Origin of the sequence: Agromyces sp. Leaf222, assembly GCF_001421565.1 — a bacterium.
In the GTDB taxonomy this organism is placed as follows: Bacteria; Actinomycetota; Actinomycetes; order Actinomycetales; family Microbacteriaceae; genus Agromyces.
In genome coordinates, this window is the sequence record NZ_LMKQ01000001.1 from 1,636,174 (window position 1) to 1,650,590 (window position 14,417).

Genomic DNA, 14,417 nt, shown 5'->3' on the forward strand with positions numbered 1-14,417 from the left:
GGCTCAGGACCGACCGCGCCGCCCTTCGCCGCGTCCCGGCGTCTGGTCGTCCTCGGGGAGGATGTGACGCAGCGGCGCGGCATCGTCGACCCTGCCGAGGCTGATCATCGTCTCGACGCTCTCGAGTCCGTCGATGGCCCAGATGCGCTCGAGGAGCAGCCGCTGGAGGTCGGCGTGGTCGCGCACCCTGAACCGGGCCATCATGTCGTGCGCCCCGGTCAGGATGAGGATCTCGGTGAGCGACGGGATCTGCCGCAGTTCGGTCACGATCCGCAGCGGATCGGCGTTCGCCGCGAACTTCATCGGGATCACGACGAGCATCGGGAAGCCGAGCGCGCCCCAGTCGACCTCGATGCTGTGCCGCTTGATCACGTGGGTGCGCTCGAGCCGTGCGACGCGCTCGGCGACGCTCGGTGCGCTGAGGCCGACCTTCGCGGCGAGCGCGCGCTGCGAGATGTGCGAATCCTCGTGCAGGATGTGCAGGATGCGGCGGTCGATGGCGTCAAGCGCCACCGGCTCGTGCGCCTCCTCGAGGATCGCGAGGATTCCCTCCGGTCGCTCCTCGGGATCGGTCGTGCTCATGATGCCGCGAATCCGGATCGGTCGAGCTCCCGGAGGAGCTCGAGGGTGAACTGGATGTGGTGCAGGTAGTCGTCGACGTAGCCGTGCTCGTCGAAGCCGTGCATGTTGCCGGCGGGGCGCAGCGTGCCGGTCGGCGAGATGAGCGGCGCACCCAGGTGCTCGAGGAAGAACGCGCCGGGGCCGGAGCCGGTCATGACCTCGTAGATCACGGGCTCGCCGTCGAACGCCGTGCGTGCCGCGTTCACGACCGAGGTCGCGAAGGGGGTGTCGACGGGGGAGAACGCCGGCTTCATGGTGCGGATGAGGCCGACCTCGATGTCGGGGTTCGTGGTCGCGAGGTGCGCGCGCAGCGTCTCGAAGCAGGTGTCAGGATCCATGCCGGGCACGAGCCCGAAGCGCACGCGGGCCTCGCAGCCTGCGGCGATGCTCTGCCGGATCGACGGGTCGACCTCGAAGCCCGAGAGGCTCATCGACGGGGCGAAGATGAAGCGCTCCTTCAGCCGTTCGATCGCATGGGGCTGCAACGGATCGATGCCCTCGATCGCGATCGACGGACCCGGCAGGCTCAACTCCTGCACACGTGCGCGGGCGGCCTCGTCGGGCACGAGCGCACCGTCGGTGAACCCCGGGATCGCGATCAGGCCGTCGTCGTCGAGGAAGGAGCTGATGACGCGCATCATCTCGAGCGGAGCGGAACGCACGACCGGGGAGTACGACGGATGCTGGTTCGCGTCGAGCACCGTGAGGCTGAGGCTGACCTCGAGTGCCCCGCGGCAACCGAACCCGATCGCGGGACGGCCGTCCTCCTCGCGGAGGTAGCTCTCCCAGAGGCAGGCATCCGAACGCAGCAGCGCGCTGTGCTCGGCGAGCACTGCGTCGAGCCCGGGACTCCCGATCTCCTCGCATGGGTCGGCCATGAAGATGATGCTGAACGGCAGTCCGTCCGGATGCTCCTGCTCGAACAGCGTGAGCGCGCGCAGGCGGCTCGTGACATCCGCCTTGTCGTCGCAGGCACCGCGGGCGTACATCGCCCCGTCGACGATCTCGGCCGCGAACGGCGGCGAGGACCAACGGCCCTCGTCGCCCGCCGGCTGCACGTCGTAGTGGTTGTAGAGCAGCAGCGTGCGCTCGGAGAGCCCGCGCCGGAACCCGACCACGACCGGGCCGTGCCCGGGGATCTCGAAGCGCTCGATGCGATCCATCAACGGCGTCAGGCGTCCCTCGAGCCAGTCGGCCGCGTCGGCGATGGCATCGAGATCACCGGAGACGGTGGGGAACCGGCAGAACGCCTGCCAGTCCTGGACGCTCTCGGCCGCGCCGTCGACGATTCGGGGGTCGAGCACCACGCTCATGCCCCGCGCGAGATCGCGACCGGCGTGAGGTCGTACGGGTAGTCGGTGATGAGCTCGTACCCGGTCTCGGTGACGAGCACGATGTCCTCGAGGCGGACGCCGCCGAAGCCCTGCCGGTAGCAGCCGGGTTCGATCGCGATGACGTCGCCGGCGACGAGCACCGCGTCGTTCTGGCCGAGGCCGGGAGCCTCGTGCACCTCGAGGCCGATGCCGTGTCCGAGGCTGTGGAAGTAGCCCTCGATCAACACCTCGCCGGGGGCCTTCGTCAGCTGGGTCGGCTGCCCGGCCTCGATCATCGGCTCGCAGGAGATGCGGTGGAGCTCCGCGACCGGGAGCCCGGGGCGGATCGCCTCGAGCGTGCGGTCGAAGGACTCCTTCACGATACGGAAGTACATCGCGAGCTCGTCGTTCACCTCGCCCTTGACGAACGTGCGCGTCATGTCGGAGTTGCCGCCGGACTCGACGTCGCGCGGGCAGATGTCGACCGTGACCGGTTCGCCCTCGAAGATCTGGCCGGAGCCGGCGTGGTGGCCGATGCAGGTCTGCTCGCCGTGCGCGACGATGAGTCCCGCGTCGTCGCAGCCGTTCTTGAGGAATGCCGCGCGGATGCCGAGCTTGAGGTTCTCGCAGGTCAGCGGCTCGCCGTCGAGCAGCAGCCCGCCGTCGGCGGCGATGGTGGCACGCTCGAGGGCCGCGGCGACGCTGGCCACGCCGGCCTCCGCGGCGATCTGAGCCCTGCGGATGCCGGCGAGCTCGGCGGGGTTCTTCACGCGCCGCCGTGCGACGAACTCGTCGCGGTCGACGCGGAGCACGATGCCGTTGGCGCGCAGGTGGTCGGCGACCTCGAGCGGGAAGGAGGGCGGCACGATCGCCTCGGCGATGTCGATGCGCCGGCACGCCTCGACCAGCGAGTTGAGCTCGGCGGTGTCCGGGTCCTGGCCCTCGGCCCTGAACGCGTCGTACCCGAGCGTCTCGAGCGGGAAGACCGTCATGCCGTCGATGGCCTGCATGCGGGCGACTTCGAGCGACTTGATGGCGGTGTACTGGCGACCGTCGACCTCTGCGTAGAGGAACGGGTCGTGCACCTCGTTGGTGATCACGTGCCGCATGTCGGCGGCCATGGTGTTCGAGTACATCAGGATCGGGGTGGTCGTGGGCATCGTCGGGACTCTTCTCTCTGCCGGGTGGGAGGCGGTGCACGACAGCTCTATCGATCTCCGCTCGGGGCGATACAAGCATAGGTGGGAATGCGGAAAAAGCCAATGCATGTAAGCCAAAAACCGATTCTAGCCTGACATCGTGAGTGCCGTGAGGCGGTGGTCGGCGCCCTGAATGGGTCAGGCGCACGAGATTCGAACGATTCGTCATTCGGCACCGATTACTTGCATGGATGCCCCGAACACGCAAAGAATGCGAGCCTCGAGGAAAATCCTGTCGTCAAACATTGCCGGTCTATAACACTTTGGATTTCGATTTGGGCGTGTGTGGCTGGCTGTTTAGTCTCTTCCCTAACAGCAACGGATCTGGGCCCTACCGTGCGCAGATTCCGTTCACCTGAATCCTGGAGGAACATTGAAGAGATCACGTATCGGGATCGGCGCCATCGCGTTGTTCTCGGTCGCTGCACTGGGGCTTGCGGGCTGCAGCAGCGACAGCGGCACCGAAAGCACCGACTCGGCCAGCTCGTCCGCCATCGTCTCGACGAACGGCAACGAGCCTCAGGCGCCCCTGGTGACGACCGGCACCACCGAGGTCGGCGGCGGCAAGATCCTCACGTCGATCTACGCCGGACTCGTCAGCTACAACGCCGACGGCTCCATCGTCAACGAGGTCGCCGACTCGATCGAGTCCGACGACGCGACGACCTGGACCGTCAAGCTCAAGGACGGCTGGACCTTCACGAACGGCGAAGCCGTCACGTCCCAGTCGTTCATCGACGCCTGGAACTACGGCGCGAAGTTCAGCAACGCCCAGGGCTCGTCCTACTTCTTCGACAACATCGTCGGCTTCAGCTACACCGAGGACACCGAGCTGACCGGTCTGAAGGCCGTCGATGACACGACCTTCACCGTCGAGCTCTCCTCGCCCGAGGCCGACTGGCCCCTGCGTCTCGGCTACACGGCCTACATGCCGCTTCCGTCGGTCGCCTTCGAGGACATCGAGGCGTTCGGTGAGAACCCCATCGGCAACGGCCCGTACATGCTCGCCGAAGAGGGCGCATGGAACCACGACGTCGAGATCAACCTGATCACCAACCCCGACTACGACGGCGTTCGCAAGCCCGTCAACGGCGGTCTGGACATCCGGTTCTACACCTCGCAGGACGCCGCGTACGCGGATGTCCAGGCAGGCAACCTCGACGTCCTCGACGCCGTTCCGGACACCCAGTTCGAGAACTACGAGGCTGAGTTCGGCGACCGTGCCGTGAACCAGCCCGCAGCGATCTTCCAGGCGTTCAACATCCCCTACTACCTCGAGCACTGGACCGGCGAAGAGGGCAAGCTGCGTCGTGCTGCCATCTCGATGTCGATCGACCGCGGCGAGATCACCGATGTCATCTTCCAGGGAACCCGCACGCCGGCGACCGACTTCACGTCGCCGGTCATCGACGGCTACTCGGACGCGCTCGAGGGCGCCGAGGTGCTCGAGTTCAACCCCGACGAGGCGAAGAAGCTGTGGGCCGAGGCCGACGCCATCGCGCCCTACGGCGACACCGTCTTCACGCTCGCGTACAACGCCGACGGCGGCCACCAGGCCTGGGTCGACGCGGTGACCAACAGCATCAAGAACACGCTGGGCATCAACGCCGAAGGAAAGTCGTACCCCGACTTCAAGTCGGCGCTCGACGACCGAGTGAACGCGAAGCTCGACGGTGCGACCCGCGCCGGCTGGCAGGCGGACTACCCCTCGCTGTACAACTTCCTCGCCCCGCTCTACCAGACCGGTGCCGGATCGAACTACGAGGGCTACACCAGCGAAGAGTTCGACTCGCTCCTCAAGGAGGGCTCGAAGTCGGCGACCGTCGAGGAAGCCACCACGAAGTACCAGGAAGCTCAGGAAGTCCTGCTCAAGGACCTGCCGACCATTCCGCTGTGGTACTCCAACGTCACCGGCGTCTCGGGTGACACCGTCGACAACGTGGAGTTCGGCTGGGATTCCGTGCCGCTCTACTACGCAGTCACCAAGGGTTAGTCTCTAGTAGTCAAATCCCGAAACATGATGTCCGGGGCGGGTCACCGCCCCGGACTTCATGATGAACGAACATGAATAGAACGTGATGATCTCACTAACCTCCGCAGGAGGCCGTTGATGCTCCGTTACACCGGCAAACGGCTCCTGCAGCTCATTCCCGTCTTCTTCGGCGCGACCTTCCTGATCTATTTCATGGTGTTCGCCCTGCCCGGAGATCCCATCCTGGCGCTCTTCGGCGACCGCCCGCCGGCACCCGCGGTGATCGAGCAGATTCGTCAGCAGTACCACCTCGACGAGCCGTTCATCGTTCAGTACTTCCTCTACATCGGCGGGCTCTTCCAGGGCGATCTCGGAACGACCTACTCGGGGCGTCCCGTCTCCGAGGTGCTCGCTCAGGCGTTCCCCATCACGCTTCGGCTCGCACTCCTCGCACTCTTCTTCGAGGCGGTCGCCGGAATCTTCGTCGGTCTCGTCGCCGGCCTCCGCAAGGGCAAGTTCTTCGATTCGACCGCTCTGGTCGTGAGCCTGCTCCTGATCTCCGTGCCGACCTTCGTCGTCGGCTTCGTCCTGCAGATCGTCGTGGGCATCAACCTGGGCTGGGCCAGCCCGACGGTGAGTGCACAGGCCCCGTGGAACGAACTCGTGCTGCCGGCCATCGTGCTCGCGTCCGTGTCGTTCGCCTACATCGTCCGCCTGACGCGAAGCAGCGTCTCCGACAACCTGTCGGCCGACTATGTGCGCACCGCCACGGCGAAGGGCCTCCCGCGTCGACGGGTCGTCAGCGTCCACGTCCTCCGCAACTCGCTCATCCCCGTCGTCACCTTCCTCGGCGTGGACCTCGGCTCCCTGATGGTCGGCGCGATCGTCACCGAGGGAATCTTCAACATCAACGGCGTCGGTGGAACCGTCTATCGGGCGATCACCCTCGGCGAAGGCCCGACGGTCGTCTCGTTCGTCGCGGTGATGGTGATCATCATCATGCTCGCCAACCTGCTCGTCGACCTTCTCTACGCCGTGCTCGACCCGAGGATCCGTTATGTCAGCTAATCGCGAACCGCAACCGCACTTCGTCGCCGAGCTCGAAGACACGCCGATTCAGCCCATCGATCGACTCGATGAGACCGAGAAGGCACGCAGCACCTGGTCCGACGCATGGGAATCGATGCGTCGTCGTCCGGCTTTCTGGATCTCCGCGATCCTCATCTTCGTGATCGTCGTGATCGCCCTGTTCCCGAGCTGGTTCACGTGGTATCCGCCGAACTCCGAATGCTTCCTCAAGAACAGCAACGGCCCGCCCGAGCCCGGGCATCCCTTCGGCTTCACGCGACAGGGCTGCGACGTGTACTCCCGCACCATCTTCGGCACCCAGGCCTCCGTGACGGTCGGCCTGCTCGCGACGATCATGGTCACGCTCTTCGGCGTGGTGATCGGTGCCATCGCCGGTTACTACGGCGGATGGCTCGACGCGGTCGTGTCGCGCGTCGGCGACATCTTCTTCGCGATCCCCACCGTGCTCGGTGCGATCGTCCTCATGACGGTGCTCCCCGACCGCAGCCCGGCCACCGTCGCCATGGTGCTCGCCTTGTTCGCCTGGCCGCAGATCGCGCGAATCATGCGCGGCTCGGTGTTGTCCGCGAGCAAGTCCGACTACGTGACCGCCTCGGTCGCACTCGGCGTCTCGCGCTTCCGGATCCTCGTGAACCACGTCGTCCCCAACGCGATCTCACCGGTGATCGTGGTGGCCACGGTGTCGCTCGGAACGTTCATCGTTGCCGAATCGACCCTGTCGTTCCTCGGAATCGGCCTCCCGCCCGACGTGATGTCGTGGGGTAACGACATCGGTCAGGCGCGAACGTCGATCCTCAGCAACCCGATGGTCATGTTCTATCCCGCCGCCGCCCTGTCGATCACCGTGCTGTCGTTCCTGATGCTCGGTGACGTCGTGAGCGACGCACTCGACCCGAAGGAGAGGGCGCGCCGATGAGCAATGCGACCGCAGCCAACGCTCCGTCCAGTGGGACGCCGCTGCTCCAGATCCGCAACCTCGAGGTCGGGTTCCGTACCCAGCGCGGCGTCGTCCCCGCGGTCCGCGGAATCGACATCACCCTGCAGCAGGGCGAGACCCTCGCGATCGTCGGCGAGTCCGGTTCGGGCAAGTCGACGACCGCGCAGTCGATCATCGACCTCCTGCCGGGCACCGGAAAGGTGACGGGCGGTGAGATCCTCTTCGATGGAGTGGACCTCACGAAGCTCTCGCCGTCGGCCATCCAGTCCATCCGCGGCCGGCTGATCGGGTACGTTCCCCAAGACCCGATGTCCAACCTGAATCCCGTGCTGAAGATCGGCTTCCAGGTCGAGGAGGCCATCAAGGCCAACAACCTCGCGCAGGGCAAGGCCGCTCGCGAGCGCACGATCGAGGTCCTGCAGGAGGCGGGGCTCGCCGACGCCGACCAGCGGCTCAAGCAGTACCCGCACCAGTTCTCGGGCGGCATGCGGCAGCGCGTGCTGATCGGCATCGGACTCTCGGCGCGGCCCAAGCTGCTCATCGCCGATGAGCCGACCTCCGCCCTCGACGTGACCGTCCAGCGCCAGATCCTCGATCACCTGGGCACGCTCACCGCGGAATACGGCACGTCCGTGCTCTACATCACCCACGACCTCGGCCTGGCCGCGGAACGCGCAGACCAGCTCGTGGTGATGTACAAGGGCAAGATCGTCGAGTCCGGGCCGTCGGTCGAGATCCTGCAGAACCCGCAGCACCCGTACACGCAGCGACTCATCGCCGCGGCCCCGAGCCTCGCATCCAAGCGCATCGAGGCCACCAGGGTCACCGGTCACGAGCCCGACGAGATCTTCAGCGCGGGGTCCGACGACCTGACGCTGATCGAGCGCGCCGAGAGCCGCGAACGCGAGGACACGCGCGAGGACTTCATCTCGGTGAAGAACGTCTCGAAGCTCTACAAGGTCCGCCAGTCCAGCTTCAAGTCCATCGATCTGCTCGCCGTGAACGACGTGAGCTTCGACGTCAAGAAGGGCACCACGACCGCGATCGTGGGCGAGTCCGGATCCGGCAAGTCGACGATGGCCAAGCTGATCCTCCAGCTCGAGGCGCCGACCTCCGGATCGGTCAGCTTCGACGGACGAGACGTCGGTTCATTGCGCGGGCGCGACGTGCTCGCCTTCCGGCGCCGTGTCCAGCCGGTCTTCCAGGACCCGTACGGTTCGCTCGATCCGCAGTACAGCGTCGGCAACACCATCGCCGAGCCGCTGAAGGTGCACGGCATCGGCACCGCCAAGGAGCGCAACGCACGCGTGCTCGAACTGCTCGACCAGGTGTCGCTGCCTTCGGCCACCCGTCACCGCTATCCGAGCGAGCTGTCGGGCGGTCAGCGTCAGCGCATCGCGATCGCGCGCGCCCTGGCGCTGAAGCCCGACGTCCTCGTGCTCGACGAGGCGGTCTCGGCGCTCGACGTGCTGGTGCAGGGGCAGATCCTGAACCTGCTCACCGAGCTGCAGGCCGAGCTCTCGCTCACGTACCTCTTCATCACCCACGACCTCGCGGTCGTGCGTCTCGTCGCGGACAACGTGTGCGTGATGCAGAAGGGACGCATCGTGGAAGCGGCGACGACCGACGAGGTGTTCGAGCAACCCGCTCAGCAGTACACCCGGGATCTGCTCGCAGCCATCCCCGGCGCGGGCATCGAGCTCGCGAGCTGAGTCAGCCGCGACGCCCGCCTGGAGCGAACGAGAACGCCCGGCATCCGACCACGGATGCCGGGCGTTCTCGGTTCTCAGGTGAACACGGCCTCGGCACGGTAGGCTTGTCGGGCGCGGGCCGTCGATCTCGGCTGCGCATCCCCAGACCTTCATCAAAGCGCTTCCCGCGTTCTCCGTCGTGCCGCCCTCGCGGCCGAGGGGCGCGGCATCCGAAGCCCACCAGCCCAGAGGACCGAACATGGCGAACGCCACCCGCAACGACCTGCGCAATGTCGCGATCGTCGCTCACGTCGACCACGGCAAGACCACCCTCGTCGACGCGATGCTCAACCAGACGCACTCGTTCGCCGAGCACGCGCACGTCGAAGAGCGTGCGATGGACTCGAACGAGCTCGAGCGCGAGAAGGGCATCACGATCCTCGCCAAGAACACGGCGATCTCGTACAACGGCGTCCACGCGGGCGGCAACCCGATCACGATCAACGTCATCGACACCCCAGGCCACGCCGACTTCGGCGGCGAGGTCGAGCGCGGCCTGTCGATGGTCGACGGCGTCGTGCTGCTCGTCGACGCGAGCGAGGGGCCGCTGCCCCAGACCCGCTTCGTGCTGCGCAAGGCACTCGAGGCCCGCATGCCGGTCATCCTGCTCGTGAACAAGACCGACCGCCCCGACGCGCGCATCGACGAGGTCGTCGCCGAGAGCCAGGACCTCCTGCTCGGCCTCGCCTCCGACCTGGCCGACGACGTGCCCGACCTCGACCTCGACGCGATCCTCGACGTGCCGGTGGTCTACGCCTCGGGCCGCAACGGCGCCGCGAGCCACAACAAGCCCGAGAACGGCGAGCTGCCCGACAACGACGACCTCGAGCCGCTGTTCGAGGCCATCCTCGAGCACATCCCGGCGCCGACCTACGACGACGAGCACCCCCTGCAGGCGCATGTCACGAACCTCGACGCGTCGCCGTTCCTCGGCCGCCTCGCGCTGCTCCGCGTCTTCCAGGGCACCATCAAGAAGGGCCAGACCGTCGCGTGGGTCAAGCACGACGGCTCGGTGCAGAACGTCCGCGTGACCGAGCTGTTCCTCACGAAGGCCCTCGACCGCTACCCGGCCGAGAGCGCCGGCCCCGGTGACATCGCCGTGGTCGCCGGCTTCGAGGACATCATGATCGGCGACACGCTCGCCGACCCCGAAGACGTGCGTCCGCTGCCGATCATCGCCGTCGACGAGCCCGCCATCTCGATGACCATCGGCACGAACACCTCGCCGCTCGTCGGCAAGGTCAAGGGCCACAAGCTCACCGCGCGCATGGTCAAGGACCGCCTCGACCGCGAGCTCGTCGGCAACGTCTCGCTCAAGGTCGTCGACATCGGACGCCCCGACTCGTGGGAGGTACAGGGTCGAGGCGAGCTCGCGCTCGCGATCCTCGTCGAGCAGATGCGTCGCGAGGGCTACGAGCTCACCGTTGGCAAGCCCCAGGTGGTCACGAAGCAGGTCGACGGCAAGACGCACGAGCCGTTCGAGCACCTCACGATCGACGCCCCCGAGGAGTACCTCGGCGCGATCACGCAGCTCCTCGCGTCGCGCAAGGGCCGCATGGACAACATGTCGAACCACGGCACCGGCTGGGTGCGCATGGAGTTCATCGTCCCGAGCCGCGGCCTCATCGGCTTCCGCACCGAGTTCATGACCACCACGCGCGGCACCGGCATCGCGAACGCGATCTCGCACGGCTACGACGCCTGGGCGGGCCAGATCGTCACCCGCAACAACGGCTCGATCGTCGCCGACCGCTCCGGCGTCGTGACGCCGTTCGCGATCATCGCCCTGCAGGAGCGCATGACGTTCTTCGTGAACCCGACCGAAGAGGTCTACGAGGGCATGGTCATCGGCGAGAACTCGCGCAACGACGACATGGACGTGAACATCACGAAGGAGAAGAAGCTGACCAACATGCGTCAGTCGACCTCCGACACGTTCGAGTCGATGACCCCGTCGCGCCAGCTCTCGCTCGAGGAGTGCCTCGAGTTCGCCCGCGAAGACGAGTGCGTCGAGGTCACGCCGGCCGCCGTGCGCATCCGCAAGGTCGAGCTCGACGCCACGGCGCGCGCTCGCACCACCTCGCGCCTGAAGAAGCAGGCCTAGCCCCTGCGAACGAGGGCGGATGCCGCGGGCCATGGCCTGCGGCATCCGCCCTTCTCCATACCGGTGAGACGCGTCCGAAGCGTCGGCGCACACGGGTTGCGGAGGAGAAGTTGAGGGTTTGTACAGAAACGTTTCATACGTTGGAATGGTTCACCTGGACGCCCCCGACCGGAAACACCTGCTCCACCTATGACCTTCCCCCACATCGGCCGCCGAGCCGCAGCGCGATCACGCGCGGCCGTTCGCGGACTCCACGCCCGCGCCCTTCCCAGCAACCACACCTTCCGCGCCGCCTTCGCGGCGGTGCCGCCGGTGCGCACGCTCCTCCCGAAGCGAGCCGGATTCGTGCTCCTCGGCCTCGGCTTCGTCGGCGCGATGGTCATCAGCTCGAGCGTTCCGGCCCTCGCCGTGAGCGCGAGCGACACGACGGCGTCGGTGTACGCGCCCGCTCCGATCGGCGACACGATCGACCTCGAGCCGCAGACCATCGAGATCGCGAGCGACGCCGTCATGCCGGCGGCCGTCGCCGGGGCGACCGCGAGCGTGAGCGCCTACTCGGTCGAGGCTGCTCCGCCGCCCATCGTGTCGCAGGTCGCGAGCGTGGGATCCGTCTCGCTCATCGAGACCGACCGCATCGTGTGGCCCGTGCTCACCCCCGAACGCCAGAGCGACGGCTTCGGCCCGCGGTCGGCTCCCTGCGCCGGATGCTCGACGGTGCACGACGGCGTCGACTTCAACCCGGGCAACGGCTCGCCGATCGTGTCGATCGCCGACGGCGTCGTCGTGCTCGCGACCGAGAACAGCGGCGGCCTGGGCGTGAACATCGAGGTGCAGCACAACATCGGCGGCACGCTCGTGACGTCCTCGTACGCGCACATGCAGAGCGGGTCGATGCAGGTGAGCGTCGGGCAGCAGGTCACCGCCGGCCAGCAGCTCGGGCTCGTCGGCACGACCGGTCAGTCGACCGGACCCCACCTCCACCTCGAGATGTTCGGCGCCGACGGCGTCAGGTTCGACGGCTTCGCCTGGCTGGCGATGCGTGTCACCGGCTGAGCGTCAGCTACTGAGCGTCACCGGCTGAAGCCGGGGGAGCGCTTTTCGAGGAACGCCGCGACGCCCTCGCGCATGTCGTCGGTGCCGAACGCCTCGGTGAATCCGCCGACCTCGATCGCCACGGCCTCCTCGGTCGTGCGCCCGGCGGCGCCGACGAGCACGCGCTTGGCGTTCGCGACCGCGACCGGTGAGTTCTGCGCGATCTGCGCGACGGTCTCGCGGGCTCCGGCGAGCAGCGCATCGCGGTCTGCGAAGCGGCGCACCACGAGTCCGGCCGCGACGGCCTCCTCGATGCCGATGCGGCGGCCGCTGTAGATGAGCTCCTTGGCGCGCGCCGGGCCGACCACGCGCGGAAGGCGCACCGTCCCCCCGAACCCGGGGATGAGGCCGAGGCGCACCTCGGGCTGGCCGAAGCTCGAGGCATCCGTCGCGTAGATGAGGTCGCAGGCGAGTGCGAGTTCGAGGCCGCCGCCGAGGGCGAACCCGTCGACGCAGGCGATCACGGGGGCGCTGCAGGCCTCGATTCGGGCGGCGACCCGGTGGCCGAGCTCCGCCGAACGTCGGCCCTCCTCTGGCGTCGCGCCCGCCATGCCGGCGATGTCGGCGCCTGCGACGAACGCGCGCCCGCCGGCCCCGACGAGCAGCACGCCCCGAACGGATGCCGCGGCATCCGCGATGCGGACGAAGGCGTCGTCGAGGGCCTCGAGCACCGTCGACGAGAGGGCGTTGAGCGCCTTGGGCCGGTCGATCGTGACGATCGCGACGTCACCGTCGAACGCGAGGTCGACCTCGGGGCTGGCGGGTTCGGATTCGGCCGTCGTCATCGTCTTCGATCCTCTCGTGGGGCTGCGTGTTCACGCTACGGCATGCCCGTCGGGCTCGGCTGCGGCCTGCCGCCGGCGATGCAGCCACGGCGCCGGCGCGGCGGCTCGTGGCCGACCCGCCGGCTCGTCGGTAGAATCCGATGGCCACCGAATCCACGAGGAGTCCTGATGCTGTCATCACCGTCGACCAGGGTGCGGATGCCGCGCGCGATCGTTCGCGCCGCACTCGTCGTCGCGACGGCGGGTCTCGCCGTAGGGCTGCTCACCGGCTGCTCGAATCCGGTCGAGGACCTCATGCAGAACGGCGTCGAGGACGCGATCGAGGGCGCCACGGGCGGGGACGTGAGCCTCGGCGGCGAGCTGCCCGCCGGGTTCCCGTCCGAGATCGCGGTCGTCGACGGCGAGATCACGGTCGGCATCGGCACCGGCGACTCGAACGGTTGGGTGGTGGTCGTGACGACGACCGAGGCCGACCCCGCCGCGGCGGCCGCGTCGGCGCTCGAGGGCTCCGGCTTCGCCGAGGACACGACGTTGACCGAGGAGCAGCTCCAGAGCCTCACCGGAGGGCAGCTCGACGCGATGGTGTACGCGAACGACACCTACCGCGTGCTGCTGACCGTTCAGGACGACACCGTGTCGTACACGGTGACCCCGAAGTGAACGAGATGGGCGAGACGAGCCTCTGGAACCGAATCGCGACGCTCGCGCTCGCGCTCATCATCGGCGCGATCTACGGAACGCTCGGCACGGTCGGTCACCGCCAGACGTGGCAGATCGGCGACGTGAGCCTGCCGTGGGGCCTCGTCGTCGCGCTCATCGGCGTCGCGGCGCTGCTCGTCGCGTTCCGCACGATCGGCGGGGGGCGGCTGGTCGCCGCCGTGGCCGGACTCGGCGTGATCCTCGTGGTGGGCCTGCTGACCCTGCCGGGGCGGGGCGGATCCGTGCTCGTCGTCGGCGACCTGACCGGCACGATCTGGTCGATCGGGCCGGCGCTCGTCACGGTGTTCGTCGTGGCGTGGCCTCGCCTGCCCGCGCGCGCCGCGCGCCGACCGGGCGGCTCCGAGGGGAATCAGCCGTGGTCGACCGACGACGACGGGCGGGCGGCCTCGACCGGCCTCGGTGCGGCATAGACTGAAGCTCCAGTCTTCCGAAAGGACCGCGAGCCTGTGACCTACGTCATCGCCCTTCCGTGTGTCGACGTCAAAGACCGCGCCTGCATCGACGAGTGCCCGGTCGACTGCATCTACGAGGGTGAGCGCTCGCTCTACATCCACCCCGACGAATGCGTCGACTGCGGTGCCTGCGAGCCGGTCTGCCCCGTCGAGTCGCTCTACATCCACCCCGACGAATGCGTCGACTGCGGTGCCTGCGAGCCGGTCTGCCCCGTCGAGGCCATCTACTACGAAGACGACCTCCCCGACGAATGGGCCGACTACTACAAGGCCAACGTCGAGTTCTTCGATGACCTCGGCTCGCCCGGCGGCGCCGCCAAGGTCGGCGTCATCGCCAAGGACCACCCCGTCATCTCCGTGCTGCCCCCGCAGGCCCACTGAG

At 67.7% G+C, this 14,417-nt stretch carries 14 protein-coding genes; 9 read left to right on the forward strand and 5 right to left on the reverse strand.

The window, feature by feature from the left end:
- Window positions 1-3 precede the first annotated feature (3 nt).
- The 4 genes from ASE68_RS07215 to ASE68_RS20710 form a co-directional block, all read right to left on the reverse strand.
- Entirely contained in the window at window positions 4-582 is a 579-nt protein-coding gene (locus tag ASE68_RS07215) for an Lrp/AsnC family transcriptional regulator (RefSeq protein WP_055856785.1), read from the reverse strand.
- On the reverse strand, window positions 579-1,934 hold the full coding sequence (locus ASE68_RS07220; RefSeq protein ID WP_055856787.1) for a M20/M25/M40 family metallo-hydrolase: 1,356 nt from the start codon (window positions 1,932-1,934) through the stop codon (window positions 579-581). The genes ASE68_RS07215 and ASE68_RS07220 overlap by 4 nt, the downstream gene beginning before the upstream one ends.
- The gene (locus ASE68_RS07225) at window positions 1,931-3,094 is read right to left on the reverse strand and encodes a Xaa-Pro peptidase family protein (RefSeq protein ID WP_162238256.1); all 1,164 of its coding nucleotides are present in this window, start codon (window positions 3,092-3,094) and stop codon (window positions 1,931-1,933) included. Before ASE68_RS07225 ends, ASE68_RS07220 begins: the two co-directional genes overlap by 4 nt.
- A gap of 390 nt (window positions 3,095-3,484) precedes the next feature.
- Window positions 3,485-3,646: a hypothetical protein gene (locus tag ASE68_RS20710; RefSeq protein ID WP_235480781.1), complete on the reverse strand. Its 162-nt coding sequence runs from the start codon at window positions 3,644-3,646 to the stop codon at window positions 3,485-3,487.
- 19 nt (window positions 3,647-3,665) lie between these two features.
- Here ASE68_RS20710 and ASE68_RS07230 point away from each other — a divergent pair, with 19 nt between their 5' ends.
- From ASE68_RS07230 to ASE68_RS07255, 6 genes are all read left to right on the forward strand, one after another.
- Window positions 3,666-5,126 carry an ABC transporter substrate-binding protein gene (locus ASE68_RS07230; protein ID WP_235480782.1) on the forward strand — a complete coding sequence of 487 codons (1,461 nt, stop codon included), beginning with the start codon at window positions 3,666-3,668 and terminating at the stop codon, window positions 5,124-5,126.
- A 117-nt stretch (window positions 5,127-5,243) separates the two neighbouring features.
- Window positions 5,244-6,173, forward strand: coding sequence for an ABC transporter permease (locus tag ASE68_RS07235; protein WP_055856796.1), 930 nt, complete (start codon window positions 5,244-5,246; stop codon window positions 6,171-6,173).
- Window positions 6,163-7,110, forward strand: a complete 948-nt coding sequence (locus ASE68_RS07240) for an ABC transporter permease (RefSeq protein WP_055856800.1) — start codon at window positions 6,163-6,165, stop codon at window positions 7,108-7,110. The genes ASE68_RS07235 and ASE68_RS07240 overlap by 11 nt, the downstream gene beginning before the upstream one ends.
- Window positions 7,107-8,843: an ABC transporter ATP-binding protein gene (locus ASE68_RS07245; protein ID WP_055856801.1), complete on the forward strand. Its 1,737-nt coding sequence runs from the start codon at window positions 7,107-7,109 to the stop codon at window positions 8,841-8,843. The genes ASE68_RS07240 and ASE68_RS07245 overlap by 4 nt, the downstream gene beginning before the upstream one ends.
- A gap of 238 nt (window positions 8,844-9,081) precedes the next feature.
- Complete coding sequence (gene typA, locus ASE68_RS07250) at window positions 9,082-10,986, forward strand: translational GTPase TypA (RefSeq protein ID WP_055856804.1); 1,905 nt, start codon at window positions 9,082-9,084, stop codon at window positions 10,984-10,986.
- 189 nt (window positions 10,987-11,175) lie between these two features.
- Window positions 11,176-12,039: a M23 family metallopeptidase gene (locus ASE68_RS07255; protein ID WP_055856807.1), complete on the forward strand. Its 864-nt coding sequence runs from the start codon at window positions 11,176-11,178 to the stop codon at window positions 12,037-12,039.
- Between the two features lie 17 nt (window positions 12,040-12,056).
- Here the strand turns inward: ASE68_RS07255 and ASE68_RS07260 are convergent, their stop codons facing one another.
- Complete coding sequence (locus ASE68_RS07260; RefSeq protein WP_082462099.1) at window positions 12,057-12,863, reverse strand: enoyl-CoA hydratase/isomerase family protein; 807 nt, start codon at window positions 12,861-12,863, stop codon at window positions 12,057-12,059.
- Between the two features lie 168 nt (window positions 12,864-13,031).
- Between ASE68_RS07260 and ASE68_RS07265 the strand changes: the two genes are divergently transcribed.
- Genes ASE68_RS07265 through ASE68_RS07275 form a run of 3 tightly spaced genes read left to right on the forward strand, consistent with a single transcriptional unit; the run spans window position 13,032 to window position 14,416 of the window.
- A complete protein-coding gene (locus tag ASE68_RS07265) occupies window positions 13,032-13,523 on the forward strand; it encodes a hypothetical protein (RefSeq protein ID WP_157421578.1) in 492 nt (163 codons plus the stop codon).
- A 5-nt stretch (window positions 13,524-13,528) separates the two neighbouring features.
- Window positions 13,529-13,993, forward strand: a complete 465-nt coding sequence (locus ASE68_RS07270; RefSeq protein ID WP_055856812.1) for a hypothetical protein — start codon at window positions 13,529-13,531, stop codon at window positions 13,991-13,993.
- Between the two features lie 36 nt (window positions 13,994-14,029).
- Window positions 14,030-14,416: a 4Fe-4S binding protein gene (locus tag ASE68_RS07275; RefSeq protein ID WP_055856815.1), complete on the forward strand. Its 387-nt coding sequence runs from the start codon at window positions 14,030-14,032 to the stop codon at window positions 14,414-14,416.
- Window position 14,417: the final 1 nt, after the last annotated feature.

Excerpts from the sequence above, each read along its gene's own strand:
- ASE68_RS07215 (WP_055856785.1), bottom strand. The coding sequence starts at position 582 with ATGAGCACGACCGATCCCGAGGAGCGACCGGAGGGAATCCTCGCGATC.
- ASE68_RS07270 (WP_055856812.1), top strand. The coding sequence starts at position 13,529 with ATGGGCGAGACGAGCCTCTGGAACCGAATCGCGACGCTCGCGCTCGCG.
- typA (WP_055856804.1), top strand. The coding sequence starts at position 9,082 with ATGGCGAACGCCACCCGCAACGACCTGCGCAATGTCGCGATCGTCGCT.
- ASE68_RS07220 (WP_055856787.1), bottom strand. The coding sequence starts at position 1,934 with ATGAGCGTGGTGCTCGACCCCCGAATCGTCGACGGCGCGGCCGAGAGC.
- ASE68_RS07260 (WP_082462099.1), bottom strand. The coding sequence starts at position 12,863 with ATGACGACGGCCGAATCCGAACCCGCCAGCCCCGAGGTCGACCTCGCG.
- ASE68_RS07240 (WP_055856800.1), top strand. The coding sequence starts at position 6,163 with ATGTCAGCTAATCGCGAACCGCAACCGCACTTCGTCGCCGAGCTCGAA.
- ASE68_RS07235 (WP_055856796.1), top strand. The coding sequence starts at position 5,244 with ATGCTCCGTTACACCGGCAAACGGCTCCTGCAGCTCATTCCCGTCTTC.
- ASE68_RS07225 (WP_162238256.1), bottom strand. The coding sequence starts at position 3,094 with ATGCCCACGACCACCCCGATCCTGATGTACTCGAACACCATGGCCGCC.
- ASE68_RS07265 (WP_157421578.1), top strand. The coding sequence starts at position 13,032 with ATGCTGTCATCACCGTCGACCAGGGTGCGGATGCCGCGCGCGATCGTT.
- ASE68_RS07255 (WP_055856807.1), top strand. The coding sequence starts at position 11,176 with ATGACCTTCCCCCACATCGGCCGCCGAGCCGCAGCGCGATCACGCGCG.
- ASE68_RS07245 (WP_055856801.1), top strand. The coding sequence starts at position 7,107 with ATGAGCAATGCGACCGCAGCCAACGCTCCGTCCAGTGGGACGCCGCTG.